Here is a 14,817-nt window from a genome sequence, read left to right as displayed (position 1 = left end):
GGGTAACCTTTTTGAGGCAATCATGGATAAACACCTGCAAAAACCTAAAATTCTGAAAGTGGAAACCGTCGCGCGTTCGCGTTTGTTCAACGTCGAGTCGGTCGATTTGGAATTCAGCAACGGGGTTCGGCGGGTGTATGAGCGCATGCGGCCTTCGGATCGCGAAGCGGTAATGATCGTGCCGGTGATTGGCGATGATCTGCTGCTGATCCGCGAATATGCGGTGGGCACCGAATCCTATGAGCTGGGGTTCCCGAAAGGGCTGATTGATCCCGGTGAGGGCGTGCTGGAGGCGGCCAACCGCGAGCTGATGGAAGAGGTGGGATTCGGCGCGAAGCGCTTTGATTTTCTCAGCAAGCTGACGATGGCGCCATCCTACTTTTCCAGCAAAATGAATATCGTGCTGGCGCACGATCTCTATCCGCAGAGCCTGGAAGGGGATGAGCCGGAGCCCCTGCCGCAGGTGCGCTGGCCGATCGCCAACATGATGGCGCTGCTGGCGGAACCGGATTTCCGTGAGGCGCGCAACGTCAGCGCGCTGTTCCTCTCCGAGGCGTTTTTGCGCGCTTCGCGCTGATACGCTTCGCGCCGAACAAAAAAAGGGCCAGATTTCTCTGGCCCTTTTCGATCAGAACAGCTCGTGGCTTTCACCGCCCGGATCGGTCAACGTGGTGCCGGTATCGCGCGATGGGTAGTCCGTCGGCTGAGTTCCTTCGATGAAGTACTCGGAACGGCTGCCGCCGCCGCCGCCAGAGAGCTTGCCGCTGCTCTTGTCGATGGTGACGCTGATGATGCCAGGCGGCGGCGTGACTTTTTGCTCCGGGATGCCTTCCAGCGCGGTCTTCATGAAGTCGTCCCACGCCGGCTGGGCGCTCTTGGCACCGCCTTCGCCGCCGGAAATTTGATCCGGGATGGCGCCGGATACCGTCGACCGGCCCAGATCGCGGCGGTGATCGTCGAAACCGATCCACACCGAGGTCACGGTATCCGGGCCATAGCCGGAGAACCAGGCGTCTTTGGAACTGTTGGTGGTACCGGTTTTGCCGCCGATGTCATGACGCTTCAGATCGCGCCCGGCGCGCCAGGCGGTACCCATCCAACCCGGTTCGCCGAAGATGTTGCTGTTCAGCGCGTCGTGGATCAGGAAGGCCAGCTGTGTGCTGATGACGTGCGGCGCATACTGTTGGTCGCCGTCCTGCTGTACCTGAGCCGGGGTAACCTGCTCCAGCTGCGGCATCGGCACCGTGCTGTTGTTGCCTTCCTGCGAGGTGGCGACGTTTTCGATGTTGTCGTCGGACAGCACCGCCGAGCGGTGGGTGTCGCCGTAGATCACCGGCAGGTTGCAACTGCTGCACACCACTTTCGGTTTGGCTTCGAACACCGTATTGCCGTTGTCATCTTCAATTTTGGTGATGAAGTACGGATCGACCAGGTAACCGCCGTTCGCCAGCACCGCGTAGCCGCGCACCAGCTGCATCGGGGTGAAGGAGGCGGAACCCAGCGCCAGCGATTCGGTATGCACGATATTCTGCGCCGGGAAGCCGAAGCGCTGCAGATATTCCGCCGCGTAGTCGACGCCCATCGCGCGCATCGCGCGCACCATCACCACGTTCTTCGATTGCCCCAGCCCCTGCCGCAGACGAATCGGGCCGTCGTAAGTCGGCGGCGAGTTCTTCGGCCGCCAGTCGGTGCCGGCGCCGGCATCCCAACGGGTGATCGGCAAGTCGTTCAGGATGGTGGCCAGCGTCAGGCCTTTATCCATCGCGGCGGTGTACAGGAACGGTTTGATGTTCGAACCTACCTGGCGCAGCGCCTGCGTGACGCGGTTGAATTTGCTCTGGTTGAAATCGAAACCGCCGACCAGCGCTTTCACCGCGCCGTCGTTCGGGTTGATCGAGACCAGCGCCGAGTTGACGTCCGGCACCTGCGACAGCCACCAGGCGTCGTTCACTTTGCGCACCCACACCTGCTGGCCGGCCTGTACCACGTCGGTGACGCGTTTCGGCGTTGGGCCTTGCTGAGTGTCTGAGCGATATGGCCGCGCCCAGCGCATGGTCGCCATCGGCAGGGCAATGCTGCTGCCGTCGGCCAGCATCGCCGTCGCTTCCTGCGGGTTGGCGGCGGTGATCACCGCCGGCGCCAGCGGGCCGTAGTTCGGCAGGTTTTTCAGCGAGTCGACAATCTGTTTGCGATCCCAGGCCGCTTCGCCGACTTTCCACAACACGTTGGACGGGCCGCGATAGCCGTGGCGCATGTCATAGGCCAGCACGTTGTTGCGCACCGACTCCTGCGCCGCCAGCTGCAGCCGTTTGGTGACGGTGGTGTAAACCTTGTAACCGTCGGTATAGGCGTTTTCACCGTAGCGCTTGATCATCTCTTGACGCACCATCTCGGAGAGATACGGCGCGGAGAAGCTGATTTCCGGCGCATGGTAATTGGCGACCAGATCTTCAGAACGCGCCTGATCGTACTGCGCCTGCGTGATGTAGTGTTCGTCCAGCATGCGCGACAGCACCACGTTGCGACGGGCAACGGCGCGATCGTGCGAATAGAGCGGGTTGAAGGTGGACGGCGCTTTCGGCAGGCCGGCGATGGTCGCCATTTCGCTCAGGGTCAGCTGGCTGACGTCTTTGCCGAAATAGACCTGCGCGGCGGCACCCACGCCGTAGGCGCGGTAACCCAGATAGATCTTGTTCAGATACAGCTCAAGGATTTCATCTTTGGTGAGCATCTGCTCGATGCGCACCGCCAGGAAAGCTTCCTTGATTTTACGCATCAGGGTGCGTTCCGGGCTTAAGAAGAAGTTACGCGCCAGCTGTTGGGTAATGGTACTGGCCCCCTGTGAAGCGTGGCCGGAGACCAGCGCGATGGAGGCGGCGCGGAAGATGCCGACCGGATCGACGCCGTGGTGATCATAGAAGCGGCTGTCTTCGGTGGCGATGAATGCGTGCACCATCACCGGCGGAATTTGATCCAGTTTCAGCGGAATGCGGCGCTTCTCGCCGTATTGGGCGATCAGTTCGCCATCGGCGCTGTAGACCTGCATCGGTATCTGCAGCCGCACATCTTTCAGCGTTGCGACGTCGGGCAGCTGTGGCTCGACATATTTGTACAAGCCAAAAATCGAGGCTGCTCCCAGCACGATGCAACATACTGCAAGGATTAGAAAATACTTTACGAACTTCACCTGAGATTTCCCATTTCTAAGTCATTTGGGCAGTTTATAAACAACCGCGCGGTAGTATAAAGGCAAGCCTGCGACATGGATATGTTCTTTTATCATCTGATGTTATGGAGGCTTGCGAAACATGTTCCCTCAAGCATGGCAGGTAGGGCTGGATATACAAATCGACTGCGTGCGGGCGGTGGCGGCCCAACGCCGCCGCAACGGCTGGCAGTTGCGCCACTGGTGGCAGCAGGCGCTGCCGCAGGCGGTTTTGCGCGATGGCTGCCTGGAACCTTCCGAATTCCTGGTCCGGGCGCTGCGGCAATGGCGCGTCCAGCTGCCGCGACATATTTCCTTACGCATTGCTCTGCCGGCGCAGCGCGTGTTGCAGCAGCGCATGACGAAGCCGGACGCGCGGCTGCGCGAGCCGGAACGCAGCGACTATATCGGTGGCCACGGTTTGAAGCAGTTCCCGCTCGACGGCCAGACGCTGGTGCTCGACTATCGCGCCGCGCCGGCGGATGAGGCGGCGCTGCTGTTGACCGCTGCGCGGCGGCAGGAGCTGCAGCAGTGGCTGCATTGTCTGCGTCAGGCTGGCCTGCATCCGCAAGCGGTCGATATCACCCCCTGTGCGCTGCGGATGATGGCGACGGCGGCAGGCGTGCCGCCCGCTGCGGGGCTGATGCACCGTCTCGAACGAGAATGGCTGTGGGTGGCGCCGGCCGACGGCGCGTTCGCTTTTGGTCTGGCGCCGGGCGACGATGACGCGCAGGCGCTGCGGGCGCTGCAAGCCCAGATGCCGGTGGGCGACGATCGGCCGGTCTATGCCGGCGGCGTGCTGGCGGGAGCCTTGCCCGCCGGTTGCCTTGGTTGGTCGCCGCTCAGCGCCTTCACGCAGCTGCGTCCGCCGTTGCCTGCGCATCCTTCGGCGTTCGCGTTGGCCGGTGGTCTGGCGCTGCGCGAGGAGGATCGCTGATGTATCAGGTCAACTTTCTGCCCTGGCGACAACGCCGCGAGCGGCGGCGCGGCTATTTCTGGCTGGGCGTGCTGCTGTTGCAGGTAACGGCGCTGCTGCTGGCACTGTTCCTGATCGCCGGCCAGCTGCGGCATCAACAGGCGCAGCGGCAGGCGCGGCTGGCGATGCAGGGTGAAGATTTGGCGGCATTGACGTTGCTCGTCCGCCAGCAGCAGCAAGAGCGGGCGCAACGAGCGTTGCACAGCGTCCGCGCCGAACGGCAGGCGAGCAACGCCCAACATAACCGGCGTTATTTGCAGCTGCTGCAGCAATTGTCCTCCAGCGTTCCTCCCCCGCTGTGGCTCACGGCGCTGGACAGCGATGCGGCGAACGGCCTGCGGCTGCGTGGATTGAGCCGTTCTCCTGCGGCCATCACGCAGTTCGAACGACGGCTGGCGGGGATGCCTGCGTTGCCACGGCTGCGTTTGGCGGAGGTGGCGCAACGCGAAGACGGCCTGTACTCCTTTCACCTGGCGGCGCGCTGGGGGCGTGATGGATAGCCGTTTGTCATCCGGGCTGCGCTTCTGGCTGAGCTTGCCGGGTTGGCTATTGCTGGTGGCGCAAGGGCTGGGCATTGGCGCGTTGGCGCTGTTGGGCGGCGGCTGGATGCTGCAAGACGAATGGCGTCAGCGGGAAAGCGCGGCGGAGCGGCAACAGCGCCTGTTGCAACAGATCGCCATGGTGCAACGCCAACTGGACGAGGTGCCGCAAACCGCTATCCCGGCGGCGCCGCTTGCGCCGATCGCCACCGGCGATCTGGCGAGCGTGCTGCAACGAGCGGGGGGCGCCTTGTTGCGTTGGCAGCGGCAGGAAAAACCGCCGCGGCAAACGCTGAGCTTGCGCATTGACTACGCCGGTTTGCTGGTGCTGCTGGAGGCGCTGCCCGCCGATTTGCGCCTCCAGCAGCTGAGCGTGGAGACACCGCCGCAGGGCATGACGGCGCGGTTGGTTTTACAGGATGCCGCCGAGGAGCAGGCCGATGAGTAAAAGACCTGGCCGTTGGTGGTGGCTGCTATGGCCGTGGGCCTTATGCGCTGAGCCGCGCGATCCGTTTGCGCCGCCTCCGCTGCCTGCTTGTGCCCAAACGGAGGCATCGCCGGCGGGCTGGCGACTGAAAGGCGTCATCGGGCACCCGGCGCTGCGCTATGGCTGGGTGGTGACGCCGGCGGGGCAATGGCTACGCCTGCAGCCGCAGCAGCGGGTGCTGGCCGAGCGCTGGCAGGTGACGCAGGTGCAGGCGCGCAGCCTGACGTTAACGGCGCTGGCGACCGAACCGGATTGCCCGGCGAGCCAGAGCGACATCTCGCTCATGATGGACAACAACAAGGATGGCAAACCATGAAAGGACGCGCTGGATTGGGCGTGGCGCTGTGGTGCCTGGCGCTCGGCGCCGCGCAGGCGCAGGATAAGCAGCGGGTTTCCCTGGAGTTTCAGGATGCGCCGGTGACGGTCATCCTGCAGGCGCTGGCGGATTATCGGCAGATGAACCTGATCGCCGCGCCCGGCGTGAGCGGCAACCTGACGCTGCGGCTGGAGAATGTGCCCTGGCCTCAGGCGCTGGCGCTGACCCTGCGTATGGGCAAGCTGACGATGACGCGGGAGGGGAGCGTGATGCTGATCGCCCCGGAGCCGGACGCGCAGGAAAAAAAACAGCAGCGAGAAGCGCTGGCGCAGCGGCAACCGCTGCACAGCCTGACCCTGACGTTACAGAACGGCGATGCGGCGGAGATTGCCGAAAGCCTCAATGCCCAACGCGGCGCCTTGCTCAGCGAGCGTGGCAGCGTGCTGGCGGATAAGCGCACCAATACGCTGCTGCTGCGCGACACCGCGCCAATCCTGGCGCAGTTAAAAAAACGGGTGACGGAAATGGACGCGCCGCTGGCACAGGTGCAGCTGGCGGCGCATATCGTGACCATCAACAGCGAAAGCCTGCGTGAACTCGGCGTGCGTTGGGGATTGGCGCCCGACGACAGGCCGACGCGGCCGCTGCGGCCGGGCAATCTCGGCGTCAACCTGCCGCTGGAGCGCAGCGCGGTGAACGCCGGTTTCCACCTGGCGCGCATCAGCGGGCGTTTGCTAAGCCTCGAACTGACGGCGCTGGAGCAGGAGAATCAGGTGGAGATCATCGCCAGCCCGCGCCTGCTGACGGCGCATCTGCAAACCGCCAGTATCAAACAGGGAACCGAGATCCCTTACGAAGTGTCGAGCGGTGCCAGCGGTGCGACCGCGATCGAGTTCAAAGAGGCGGTGCTGGGCATGGAGGTGACGCCCAAGGTGTTGCCGGACGGACGCATCACGCTGACGCTGCACATCAGCCAAAATATGCCGGGGCGCGCCATCAGCCGGGGCGCGGGGGAAGCGCTGACCATCGATAAACAGGAGATTAAGACGCAGATCACGGTGAAAAACGGCGAAACCCTGGTGCTCGGTGGTATTTTCCAACGGCATAGCGGCAAGACGGCGGACAAGGTGCCGGGATTGGGCGATGCACCACTGCTGGGGGGCTTGTTCCGGCAAAGCGGCGCGCAACAGAAAAAACGCGAGCTGGTGATCTTCATTACGCCGACCCTGATTAAGGGATAAGCGGCTGCCTGTCGGCCGGACGGCAAATCTCCTAAAGTTGATGAGCAGATACACTTTTTTATCCCCTTGGGGGGATCTGCGTTTGACGCTGCGGCCGATTTAGCTTACAAGGGTTACCGAATTGAGCACCGAGGTTTTTTGTTAGCGTCAAGACGCCGTTAAAAACATATGGTTTCCCTCCCGCGGCGTGGATTGCGATTTATTCGGTTGCCAAACTACCAAGAGTGTTGAGATAATTTTTCGTCTGATCTCGCACTATCGCTCATGAGGTTTCAGTTTAGGTCCCGCCGCTGATTTGATTGGCGGGGCGGGTTAACATTAACGAATTGTCTTAGTAATACCGAAAAACATGGCAGAGAAACGCAATATCTTTCTGGTTGGGCCTATGGGTGCCGGCAAAAGCACTATTGGCCGTCAGTTAGCTCAGCAACTCAATATGGAGTTCTTCGACTCCGATCAAGAAATTGAGCGACGTACCGGAGCTGACGTGGGCTGGGTATTCGACGTGGAAGGGGAAGAAGGTTTCCGCGATCGTGAAGAAAAAGTCATTAATGAACTGACGGAAAAACAAGGGATTGTGTTGGCGACCGGCGGCGGTTCGGTGAAGTCGCGCGAAACGCGCAACCGTCTGTCCGCGCGCGGCGTGGTGGTCTATCTGGAAACCACGATCGAGAAGCAGCTGGCTCGTACCCAGCGTGATAAAAAACGCCCGCTGCTGCAGGTTGATTCTCCGCCGCGTGAAGTGCTGGAAGCCTTGGCGAAAGAGCGCAATCCGTTGTATGAAGAGATTGCCGATGTCACCATCCGCACCGACGATCAGAGCGCTAAAGTGGTTGCCAACCAGATCATCAACATGCTGGAAAGCAACTGATTGCCGATTTTCGCGTTCGCCGTCGGCCAATGCGGAAAACTGATTTGTGTTCCCCGCGGTTGCGGGGATCAACCACCGCCGCACCATACAGAGAACTGAGCGCGACATGGAGAGAATTACTGTAACGCTTGGGGAGCGCAGCTACCCGATTACCATCGCCGCCGGATTGTTTAACGATCCGGCTTCTTTTATGCCGTTGAAGGCGGGTGAGCAAGCGATGTTGGTCACCAACCAGACCCTGGCGCCGCTTTATCTGGAGCGTGTCCGGCAGGTGCTGGAGCAGGGGGGCGTCGTGGTGGATCAGGTGATCCTTCCCGATGGTGAGCAGTACAAATCTCTGGCGGTGTTGGAGCAGGTGTTTTCGGCGCTGCTTGAAAAACCGCACGGGCGCGATACCACGCTGATCGCCCTCGGCGGGGGCGTGGTCGGCGATCTGACCGGCTTCGCCGCCGCGTGCTATCAACGCGGCGTGCGCTTCATTCAGGTTCCCACCACGCTGTTGTCGCAGGTGGACTCCTCCGTAGGCGGCAAAACCGCCGTCAACCACCCGCTCGGCAAAAATATGATCGGCGCTTTCTATCAACCCGCTTCGGTGGTGGTTGATCTGGATTGCCTGAAAACGTTGCCGACGCGTGAACTCTCTTCCGGCCTGGCTGAAGTCATCAAATACGGGATCATCCTCGATCGCGAGTTCTTCGTCTGGTTGGAAAACAACATCGATGCGCTGATGGCGCTGGATATGCAGGCGTTGGCGTACTGTATCCGCCGCTGCTGCGAGCTGAAGGCCGAGGTCGTGGCCGCCGACGAACGCGAAAGCGGCCTGCGCGCCTTGCTGAATCTGGGCCATACTTACGGCCACGCCATCGAAGCCGAAATGGGCTACGGCGTATGGCTGCACGGCGAAGCGGTGGCTGCGGGCATGGTGATGGCGGCGGAAACCGCGCGCCGTCTCGGCCAGTTCTCGGTTGAAGATATCGAACGCATCAAAGCGCTGCTGCTGCGCGCCGGCTTGCCGGTCTGCGGGCCGCAGGAAATGACGCCGGAATCCTATCTGCCGCACATGCTGCGCGACAAGAAAGTGCTGGCGGGTGAACTGCGTCTGGTGCTGCCGACCGCGATAGGTGCGGCGGAAGTGCGCGGCGGCGTAGGGCATGAGCTGGTGTTGGCGTCGATCGCCGCCTGCCTGCCTGAGCAGCAGCGTAATTAAATCGGACTAAGTAACAGTGGCTTAGCCGCCATTTGCATCTATATTAATACAGTGAGCAGAGCACGACGGGTGTCGCTTTGCCATCATCGGGTTAATCTGCCCGTGCCACGGTAGGTCTACGGTGGTGGGCTTTTGCCTCTAGTTGGAGGGTTTCAGATGGACGAGTTTAAACCGGAAGACGATCTCAGACCTGATAGCAGCGATCGTCGTCCTACGCGTTCGCGCAAGCCGGCCGCCGCGCCGCGCTTCGCCGTTTCGCGCCAGCATTTGATGATCGGCATCGGCATTTTGGTGCTGTTGCTGCTGATTATCGGCATCGGTTCCGCCTTGAAGGCGCCGACCAAGCATGAAGCGGCTCAGGATAGCGGCGCGCAAAACGGCGCGGCCCGCGATATCAACCTGTCCGGTTCTTCGTCGCTGACCACCGCCAATAACGGCGTGCCGGGCGGCACCACGGATACCCATGACAACAACGGCGTGAGCGCGACTCAGCCGCAGCAACCGCAGAACGTCAGCGTTCCGCCGATCTCCGGCACGCCGACCGAAGCGCAAACTCAGCCTCAGCAGGGCGGTGCGCAGCAGCGCGTCGATCTGCCTGGCAACATGGCGGATGCGCTGTCGCAGCAGCAAGGGCAGGTGGATGCCGCGACCCAGGGCATGACCGGCGCAGCCTCGACGCTGCCGACCGCACCGGCGACGGTGATGAGCGGCGCCGCGGCGCGCGAAACGACTCGCCCTGTGCAGGGCACCGCGCAGCAACAGCATAAAACGCCGGCGAAAACCGCCGCCAAGCCGAGCGCGACGCAGCATAAATCACCGACCACGGTGTATACGCCGCCGGCCAAGCCGTCTTCCACCGCGAAAGCGGGAGCGGTCGCCAGCAGCGGCAGTTCGCTGCAGTCTGCGCCAGGCAGCCACTATACCTTGCAGCTGAGCAGCGCTTCGCGTTCCGATACGCTGAACGCCTACGCCAAACAGCAGAAGCTGCAGAACTACCTGGTGTACGCCACCAAGCGTGACGGCAAACCGTGGTACGTGCTGGTAAGCGGCAACTATGCGTCTTCCGCAGAAGCGAAGCGCGCCATTGCTTCGTTGCCGGCGGATGTGCAGGCGAAAAAACCGTGGGTCCGACCTGTACACCAAGTGCAGCAAGATCTTAAAAAATAAATCATTTAAATTTGTGCGCTGATGTGCTGTCTGAAACAGAGTACAATCCGCCGCTCTGAATTGTATAAGTAGCTAATTGACGGCATGAAGAAAAACCGCGCTTTTTTAAAATGGGCTGGTGGAAAATACCCGCTGGTAGATGAGATTCGTCGCCATCTGCCGGCGGGAGACTGCTTAATCGAGCCCTTCGTGGGTGCGGGATCCGTCTTTCTGAATACGGATTACGACGCCTACATTCTCGCCGACATCAATAGCGATCTTATCAACCTGTATAACATCGTTAAGCTGCGCACGGATGACTTCGTGCGCGATGCCCGCACGCTTTTCGCCGATGAATTCAATAACTCGGATCAGTTTTACCTGCTGCGAGAAGAGTTCAATACTAGCACCGAGCCTTACCGCCGGGCGCTGCTGTTCCTGTACCTGAACCGCCACTGCTATAACGGCCTGTGCCGCTATAACCTGCGCGGCGAGTTCAACGTGCCGTTTGGCCGGTACAAGAAACCGTACTTCCCGGAAGAAGAGCTCTACTGGTTTGCTGAAAAATCGCGCAATGCCACTTTTGTCTGCGAGCATTACCGCGATACCATGGCGAAGGCCGTGGCCGGCGCCGTGGTGTATTGCGATCCGCCTTATGCGCCGCTGTCGGCGACGGCGAATTTCACCGCCTACCACACCAACAGCTTCAGCATCGCCGATCAGCAGAGCCTGGCGCATCTGGCGCACCAGCTCTCGGTAGAGAGCCAGGTACCGGTATTGATCTCCAATCACGATACCGAGCTGACGCGCGACTGGTACCAGCATGCCGCGCTGTATGTGGTGAAAGCGCGCCGCACGATCAGCCGCAACATTCTCGGCCGCAGCAAAGTGAACGAGCTTTTGGCGCTGTATCGCTAAGCCGGGGGCACCCCGGCGCATAACAACTCGACCCTACGTTTGGAGAAGCGGATGAAAAAGTTTTTGATTGCCCCGTCCATTCTGTCGGCAGATTTTGCCCGGTTAGGTGAAGATACCGCCAACGTGCTGGCCGCAGGCGGCGACGTGGTGCACTTCGACGTGATGGACAACCACTACGTGCCCAATCTGACCATCGGCCCGATGGTGTGCGAAGCGCTGCGCAACTACGGCATTACCGCGCCGATTGACGTGCACCTGATGGTCAAGCCGGTGGATCGCATCGTGCCTGATTTCGCCAAGGCCGGCGCGTCTTATATCTCTTTCCACCCCGAAGCTTCCGAGCATGTCGATCGCACCATTCAGCTGATCAAAGAGCACGGCTGTAAAGCCGGCCTGGTGTTCAACCCGGCCACGCCGCTGAGCTACCTCGATTACGTGATGGATAAAATCGACGTGATCCTGCTGATGTCGGTTAACCCGGGCTTCGGCGGCCAGTCGTTCATTCACGGCACTCTGGACAAGCTGCGCCAGGTGCGCAAGCTGATTGACGACAGCGGCCGCGATATCCGCCTGGAAGTCGACGGCGGCGTGAAGGTGGACAACATCGCCGAAATCGCCGCCGCGGGCGCCGATATGTTCGTCGCCGGTTCCGCCATCTTTGGCCAGCCGGACTACCGCAAGGTGATCGACGAGATGCGCAGCGAGCTGGCAAAGGTTACCCATGGCTGATTTCGGCGCGATCCGCGCATTGGCCTTCGATCTGGACGGCACGCTGGTCGACAGCGCGCCGGGTCTGGCGGCCGCCATCGATATGGCGCTGGAAGAGACGGGCCTGCCGCAAGCGGGTGAAGAACGGGTCGGCACCTGGATCGGCAACGGCGCCGACGTGCTGGTGCAACGCGCGCTGCGCTGGGCGGAAGCGGAAGGCACGCCGGAGCAGTGCAGCCGGCTGCGTGAACGCTTCGACCATTTCTACGCGCAGACCGTCGACAGCGGCAGCCGCCTGTTCCCGCAGGTGCAAGAGACGCTGGCCCGGCTGGCCGCGCACGGTTACCCGATGGCATTGGTGACCAACAAGCCGACGCCGTTCGTGGCACCGCTGCTGGCGGCGCTGGGCATTGGCGACTATTTCTCGCTGGTGATCGGCGGCGACGACGTGACGGAAAAGAAACCGCACCCGGCGCCGCTGTACCTGGTGCTCGGCAAGCTTGGGCTGCGGGCGCATGAACTGCTGTTCGTCGGCGACTCCCGCAACGATATTCAAGCCGCGCAGGGTGCCGGTTGCCCGAGCGTCGGCTTTACCTACGGTTATAACTACGGCGAATCGATCGCCCTGAGCCACCCCGATCGGGTGTTGGAGCGCTTCGCCGATTTGTTGCCCGCTCTTGGGCTGTCATCTTTAGAGAATCAGGAAATTTAAACATGAGTAAGCCCATCGTATTTAGCGGCGCGCAGCCGTCCGGCGAACTGACCATCGGCAACTACATGGGTGCGCTGCGTCAGTGGGTGCAGATGCAGGACGACTACGACTGCATCTACTGCATCGTCGATCTGCATGCCATCACCGTGCGCCAGGACGCCGAGAAGCTGCGCAAGGCCACGCTGGATACGCTGGCGCTGTACCTGGCCTGCGGTATCGATCCGGAAAAAAGCACCATCTTCGTGCAGTCGCACGTGCCTGAGCACACGCAGCTGAGCTGGGTGCTGAACTGTTACACCTATTTCGGCGAACTGAGCCGCATGACGCAGTTCAAGGACAAATCCGCGCGCTACGCGGAGAACATCAACGCCGGGCTGTTCAGCTATCCGGTGCTGATGGCGGCCGATATCCTGCTGTATCAAACCAATCAGGTGCCGGTGGGCGAAGACCAGAAGCAGCACCTGGAACTGAGCCGCGACGTAGGCCAGCGTTTTAACGCGCTGTACGGCGACGTGTTCAAAGTGCCGGAGCCGTTCATTCCTAAATCCGGCGCGCGCGTCATGTCGCTGCAGGAGCCGACCAAGAAGATGTCCAAGTCGGACGACAACCGCAACAACGTGATCGGCCTGCTGGAAGATCCGAAAGCGGTGACCAAGAAGATCAAACGCGCAATGACCGACTCGGAAGAGCCGCCTGTCGTGCGTTACGACGTGGTCAACAAGGCGGGCGTCTCCAACCTGCTGGATATCCTCGCCGGCGTGACCGGCAAGAGCATCGCGCAGCTGGAAGCCGAGTTCGAAGGCCAGATGTACGGCCACCTGAAAGGCGCGGTGGCGGAAGCCGTCTCCGGCATGCTGGGTGAGCTGCAGGAGCGCTACCATCGCTTCCGCAACGACGAAGCCTATCTGCAGCAGGTGATGCGCGACGGCGCCGCCAAGGCCCGCGCGCGCGCGCAGGAAACCCTGGCGAAGGTCTATCAGGCCGTCGGTTTCGTACCGCCGCAGGCGTAACGCCGGCGCGAATAGAAAAAGCGGCCAAAGGCCGCTTTTTTTACGTCGGTATCACGCCATTTGCGCCAGGCCGGCGGGCGGTTCCTCGCTGGCGAACCAATTGAGCTTGCTGCGCAGGCTGACCACGCTGCCGACGATGATCAGGCTGGGGCTGGCGGCCAGCAGGGACAAGGCGCCCAGTTGGCCGAGCTCGCCTTCGATCACCCGCTGGCGGCAGGACGTGCCGTTTTCCACCAGCGCTACCGGTGTGGCGGCCGGCAAGCCGTGTGCGATCAGCTGGCGCTGGATCTCCGCTGCCTGCGTTAGCCCCATATAGAACACCAGCGTCTGCTGCCCGGCGGCCAGCGTCGCCCAGTCCAATCCGCCGTCGGCCTTGGCGTGGCCGGTCACCAGGCGCACGCTCTGCGCATGGTCGCGGTGGGTGAGCGGGATGCCGCTGTAGGCGGAACAGCCGGAGGCGGCGGTAATGCCCGGCACCACCGAGAACGGCACGTTGGCGTCCGCCAGCGTCTCCAGCTCTTCGCCGCCGCGGCCGAAGATAAAGGGATCGCCGCCCTTCAGGCGCACCACGCGTTTGCCTTGCAGCGCCTGCTGCAGCAGGATTTGGTTGATTTGCTCTTGCGGCACGCAGTGGTGGCCGGCGCGTTTGCCGACGAAGATGCGTTCGGCGTCGCGGCGCACCAGCGTCATGATCTCTTCGGAGACCAGCCGGTCGTAAACCACCACGTCGGCCTGCTGGATCTGCTGCAGCCCTTTCAGCGTCAGCAAGCCGGCATCGCCCGGCCCGGCGCCCACCAGCACCACTTCACCGCGATCTTCCGGCCGTTCGCTCAACAGCTGCTCGAGCTGGCGTTCGGCCAGCGCGGCGTCGTCGTTGGCCAGCGACTGCGCCAGCCGATCGTGGGCGAATAACCGTTCCCAGAAGCGACGGCGCGCGCCGAGGCTGCTGAAGCGTTGTTTTACCCGCTGCCGCAGCGAGCCGCCCAGCTGGGCCAGCTTGCCGAGGTGCTGCGGCAGCATCGCTTCCAGCTTCTCGCGCAGCAGCCGCGCCAGCACCGGCGCTTTGCCGCCGGAGGACACCGCCACCATGATCGGCGAACGGTCGATGATCGACGGCATGATAAAGCTGGCGCGTTTCGGATCGTCCACCACGTTGCAGAACACCCGCTGCTGGTTGGCGCACTGATACACCAGTGCGTTGACTTCCAGCCGGTCGGTAGCGGCGATCACCAGCCATTTTTCCGCCAGCAGGGCCGGGCTGAATTCGCCCTCGGCCAGCGTCAGCAGGCCTTCTTCAGCCCAGTGGTGGAACTGTGGGCTGAATGCCAGGGCGTTGACGGTCAGCGCCGCGCCGGCGTCCAGCAGCAGGCGCGCCTTGCGTTCGGCGATCTCGCCGCCGCCCACCAGCAGGCAGGCTTTATGTTGCAGTTGGCAGAAAATCGGCAGGTAGTCCATCGGCACTCCTCGGGGTAATCAGTGTG

At 62.0% G+C, this 14,817-nt stretch carries 15 protein-coding genes; 13 read left to right on the top strand and 2 right to left on the bottom strand.

Going from position 1 to position 14,817, the window contains the following annotated elements; genetic code table 11:
* The first annotated feature begins 22 nt into the window (after positions 1-22).
* Positions 23-577, top strand: coding sequence for an ADP compounds hydrolase NudE (gene nudE / locus ACJ8HB_RS19415; protein ID WP_033636306.1), 555 nt, complete (start codon positions 23-25; stop codon positions 575-577).
* 51 nt (positions 578-628) lie between these two features.
* Here the strand turns inward: nudE and mrcA are convergent, their stop codons facing one another.
* A complete protein-coding gene (gene mrcA, locus ACJ8HB_RS19410; protein WP_033654851.1) occupies positions 629-3,187 on the bottom strand; it encodes a peptidoglycan glycosyltransferase/peptidoglycan DD-transpeptidase MrcA in 2,559 nt (852 codons plus the stop codon).
* 121 nt (positions 3,188-3,308) lie between these two features.
* On the opposite strand from mrcA, the gene pilM reads away from it, so the two are divergent.
* The 12 genes from pilM (at position 3,309) to trpS (ending at position 13,336) form a co-directional block, all read left to right on the top strand.
* Positions 3,309-4,142 (top strand): type IV pilus biogenesis protein PilM, encoded by an 834-nt coding sequence (pilM, locus tag ACJ8HB_RS19405; RefSeq protein ID WP_047570245.1) that lies wholly within the window; start codon positions 3,309-3,311, stop codon positions 4,140-4,142.
* Positions 4,142-4,681 carry a PilN domain-containing protein gene (locus ACJ8HB_RS19400; protein WP_047570247.1) on the top strand — a complete coding sequence of 180 codons (540 nt, stop codon included), beginning with the start codon at positions 4,142-4,144 and terminating at the stop codon, positions 4,679-4,681. Before pilM ends, ACJ8HB_RS19400 begins: the two co-directional genes overlap by 1 nt.
* Positions 4,674-5,168, top strand: coding sequence for a hypothetical protein (locus tag ACJ8HB_RS19395; RefSeq protein ID WP_039569176.1), 495 nt, complete (start codon positions 4,674-4,676; stop codon positions 5,166-5,168). Before ACJ8HB_RS19400 ends, ACJ8HB_RS19395 begins: the two co-directional genes overlap by 8 nt.
* Positions 5,161-5,523 carry a HofP DNA utilization family protein gene (locus ACJ8HB_RS19390; RefSeq protein WP_047570249.1) on the top strand — a complete coding sequence of 121 codons (363 nt, stop codon included), beginning with the start codon at positions 5,161-5,163 and terminating at the stop codon, positions 5,521-5,523. The genes ACJ8HB_RS19395 and ACJ8HB_RS19390 overlap by 8 nt, the downstream gene beginning before the upstream one ends.
* Complete coding sequence (gene hofQ, locus ACJ8HB_RS19385; protein WP_080298851.1) at positions 5,520-6,764, top strand: DNA uptake porin HofQ; 1,245 nt, start codon at positions 5,520-5,522, stop codon at positions 6,762-6,764. Before ACJ8HB_RS19390 ends, hofQ begins: the two co-directional genes overlap by 4 nt.
* Before the next feature lie 349 nt (positions 6,765-7,113).
* Complete coding sequence (gene aroK, locus ACJ8HB_RS19380; protein WP_004391482.1) at positions 7,114-7,635, top strand: shikimate kinase AroK; 522 nt, start codon at positions 7,114-7,116, stop codon at positions 7,633-7,635.
* Between the two features lie 106 nt (positions 7,636-7,741).
* The gene (gene aroB / locus ACJ8HB_RS19375) at positions 7,742-8,842 is read left to right on the top strand and encodes a 3-dehydroquinate synthase (protein WP_033636299.1); all 1,101 of its coding nucleotides are present in this window, start codon (positions 7,742-7,744) and stop codon (positions 8,840-8,842) included.
* Between the two features lie 156 nt (positions 8,843-8,998).
* A complete protein-coding gene (locus tag ACJ8HB_RS19370) occupies positions 8,999-10,009 on the top strand; it encodes an SPOR domain-containing protein (protein ID WP_033636298.1) in 1,011 nt (336 codons plus the stop codon).
* Between the two features lie 84 nt (positions 10,010-10,093).
* Positions 10,094-10,906: an adenine-specific DNA-methyltransferase gene (gene dam, locus ACJ8HB_RS19365; protein ID WP_004930319.1), complete on the top strand. Its 813-nt coding sequence runs from the start codon at positions 10,094-10,096 to the stop codon at positions 10,904-10,906.
* Between the two features lie 51 nt (positions 10,907-10,957).
* Positions 10,958-11,635 carry a ribulose-phosphate 3-epimerase gene (gene rpe / locus ACJ8HB_RS19360; protein ID WP_004930320.1) on the top strand — a complete coding sequence of 226 codons (678 nt, stop codon included), beginning with the start codon at positions 10,958-10,960 and terminating at the stop codon, positions 11,633-11,635.
* Entirely contained in the window at positions 11,628-12,326 is a 699-nt protein-coding gene (locus ACJ8HB_RS19355) for a phosphoglycolate phosphatase (RefSeq protein WP_015379295.1), read from the top strand. The genes rpe and ACJ8HB_RS19355 overlap by 8 nt, the downstream gene beginning before the upstream one ends.
* A gap of 2 nt (positions 12,327-12,328) precedes the next feature.
* Positions 12,329-13,336: a tryptophan--tRNA ligase gene (gene trpS, locus ACJ8HB_RS19350; protein WP_025304534.1), complete on the top strand. Its 1,008-nt coding sequence runs from the start codon at positions 12,329-12,331 to the stop codon at positions 13,334-13,336.
* 51 nt (positions 13,337-13,387) lie between these two features.
* Here the strand turns inward: trpS and cysG are convergent, their stop codons facing one another.
* Positions 13,388-14,791 carry a siroheme synthase CysG gene (gene cysG / locus ACJ8HB_RS19345; protein ID WP_047570258.1) on the bottom strand — a complete coding sequence of 468 codons (1,404 nt, stop codon included), beginning with the start codon at positions 14,789-14,791 and terminating at the stop codon, positions 13,388-13,390.
* Positions 14,792-14,817 lie beyond the last annotated feature (26 nt).

Origin of the sequence: Serratia sp. CY27727 (assembly GCF_052169275.1) — a bacterium.
Taxonomy (GTDB): Bacteria; Pseudomonadota; Gammaproteobacteria; order Enterobacterales; family Enterobacteriaceae; genus Serratia; species Serratia sarumanii.
Note: the sequence above shows the minus strand (reverse complement) of the source record. Positions and strands in the feature narration are given on the sequence as shown.

Coding starts and splice junctions, on each gene's coding strand:
- aroB (WP_033636299.1), top strand. CDS start 7,742: ATGGAGAGAATTACTGTAACGCTTGGGGAGCGCAGCTACCCGATTACC.
- ACJ8HB_RS19395 (WP_039569176.1), top strand. CDS start 4,674: ATGGATAGCCGTTTGTCATCCGGGCTGCGCTTCTGGCTGAGCTTGCCG.
- trpS (WP_025304534.1), top strand. CDS start 12,329: ATGAGTAAGCCCATCGTATTTAGCGGCGCGCAGCCGTCCGGCGAACTG.
- aroK (WP_004391482.1), top strand. CDS start 7,114: ATGGCAGAGAAACGCAATATCTTTCTGGTTGGGCCTATGGGTGCCGGC.
- ACJ8HB_RS19390 (WP_047570249.1), top strand. CDS start 5,161: ATGAGTAAAAGACCTGGCCGTTGGTGGTGGCTGCTATGGCCGTGGGCC.
- cysG (WP_047570258.1), bottom strand. CDS start 14,791: ATGGACTACCTGCCGATTTTCTGCCAACTGCAACATAAAGCCTGCCTG.
- ACJ8HB_RS19355 (WP_015379295.1), top strand. CDS start 11,628: ATGGCTGATTTCGGCGCGATCCGCGCATTGGCCTTCGATCTGGACGGC.
- dam (WP_004930319.1), top strand. CDS start 10,094: ATGAAGAAAAACCGCGCTTTTTTAAAATGGGCTGGTGGAAAATACCCG.
- ACJ8HB_RS19370 (WP_033636298.1), top strand. CDS start 8,999: ATGGACGAGTTTAAACCGGAAGACGATCTCAGACCTGATAGCAGCGAT.
- nudE (WP_033636306.1), top strand. CDS start 23: ATGGATAAACACCTGCAAAAACCTAAAATTCTGAAAGTGGAAACCGTC.
- hofQ (WP_080298851.1), top strand. CDS start 5,520: ATGAAAGGACGCGCTGGATTGGGCGTGGCGCTGTGGTGCCTGGCGCTC.
- ACJ8HB_RS19400 (WP_047570247.1), top strand. CDS start 4,142: ATGTATCAGGTCAACTTTCTGCCCTGGCGACAACGCCGCGAGCGGCGG.
- rpe (WP_004930320.1), top strand. CDS start 10,958: ATGAAAAAGTTTTTGATTGCCCCGTCCATTCTGTCGGCAGATTTTGCC.
- pilM (WP_047570245.1), top strand. CDS start 3,309: ATGTTCCCTCAAGCATGGCAGGTAGGGCTGGATATACAAATCGACTGC.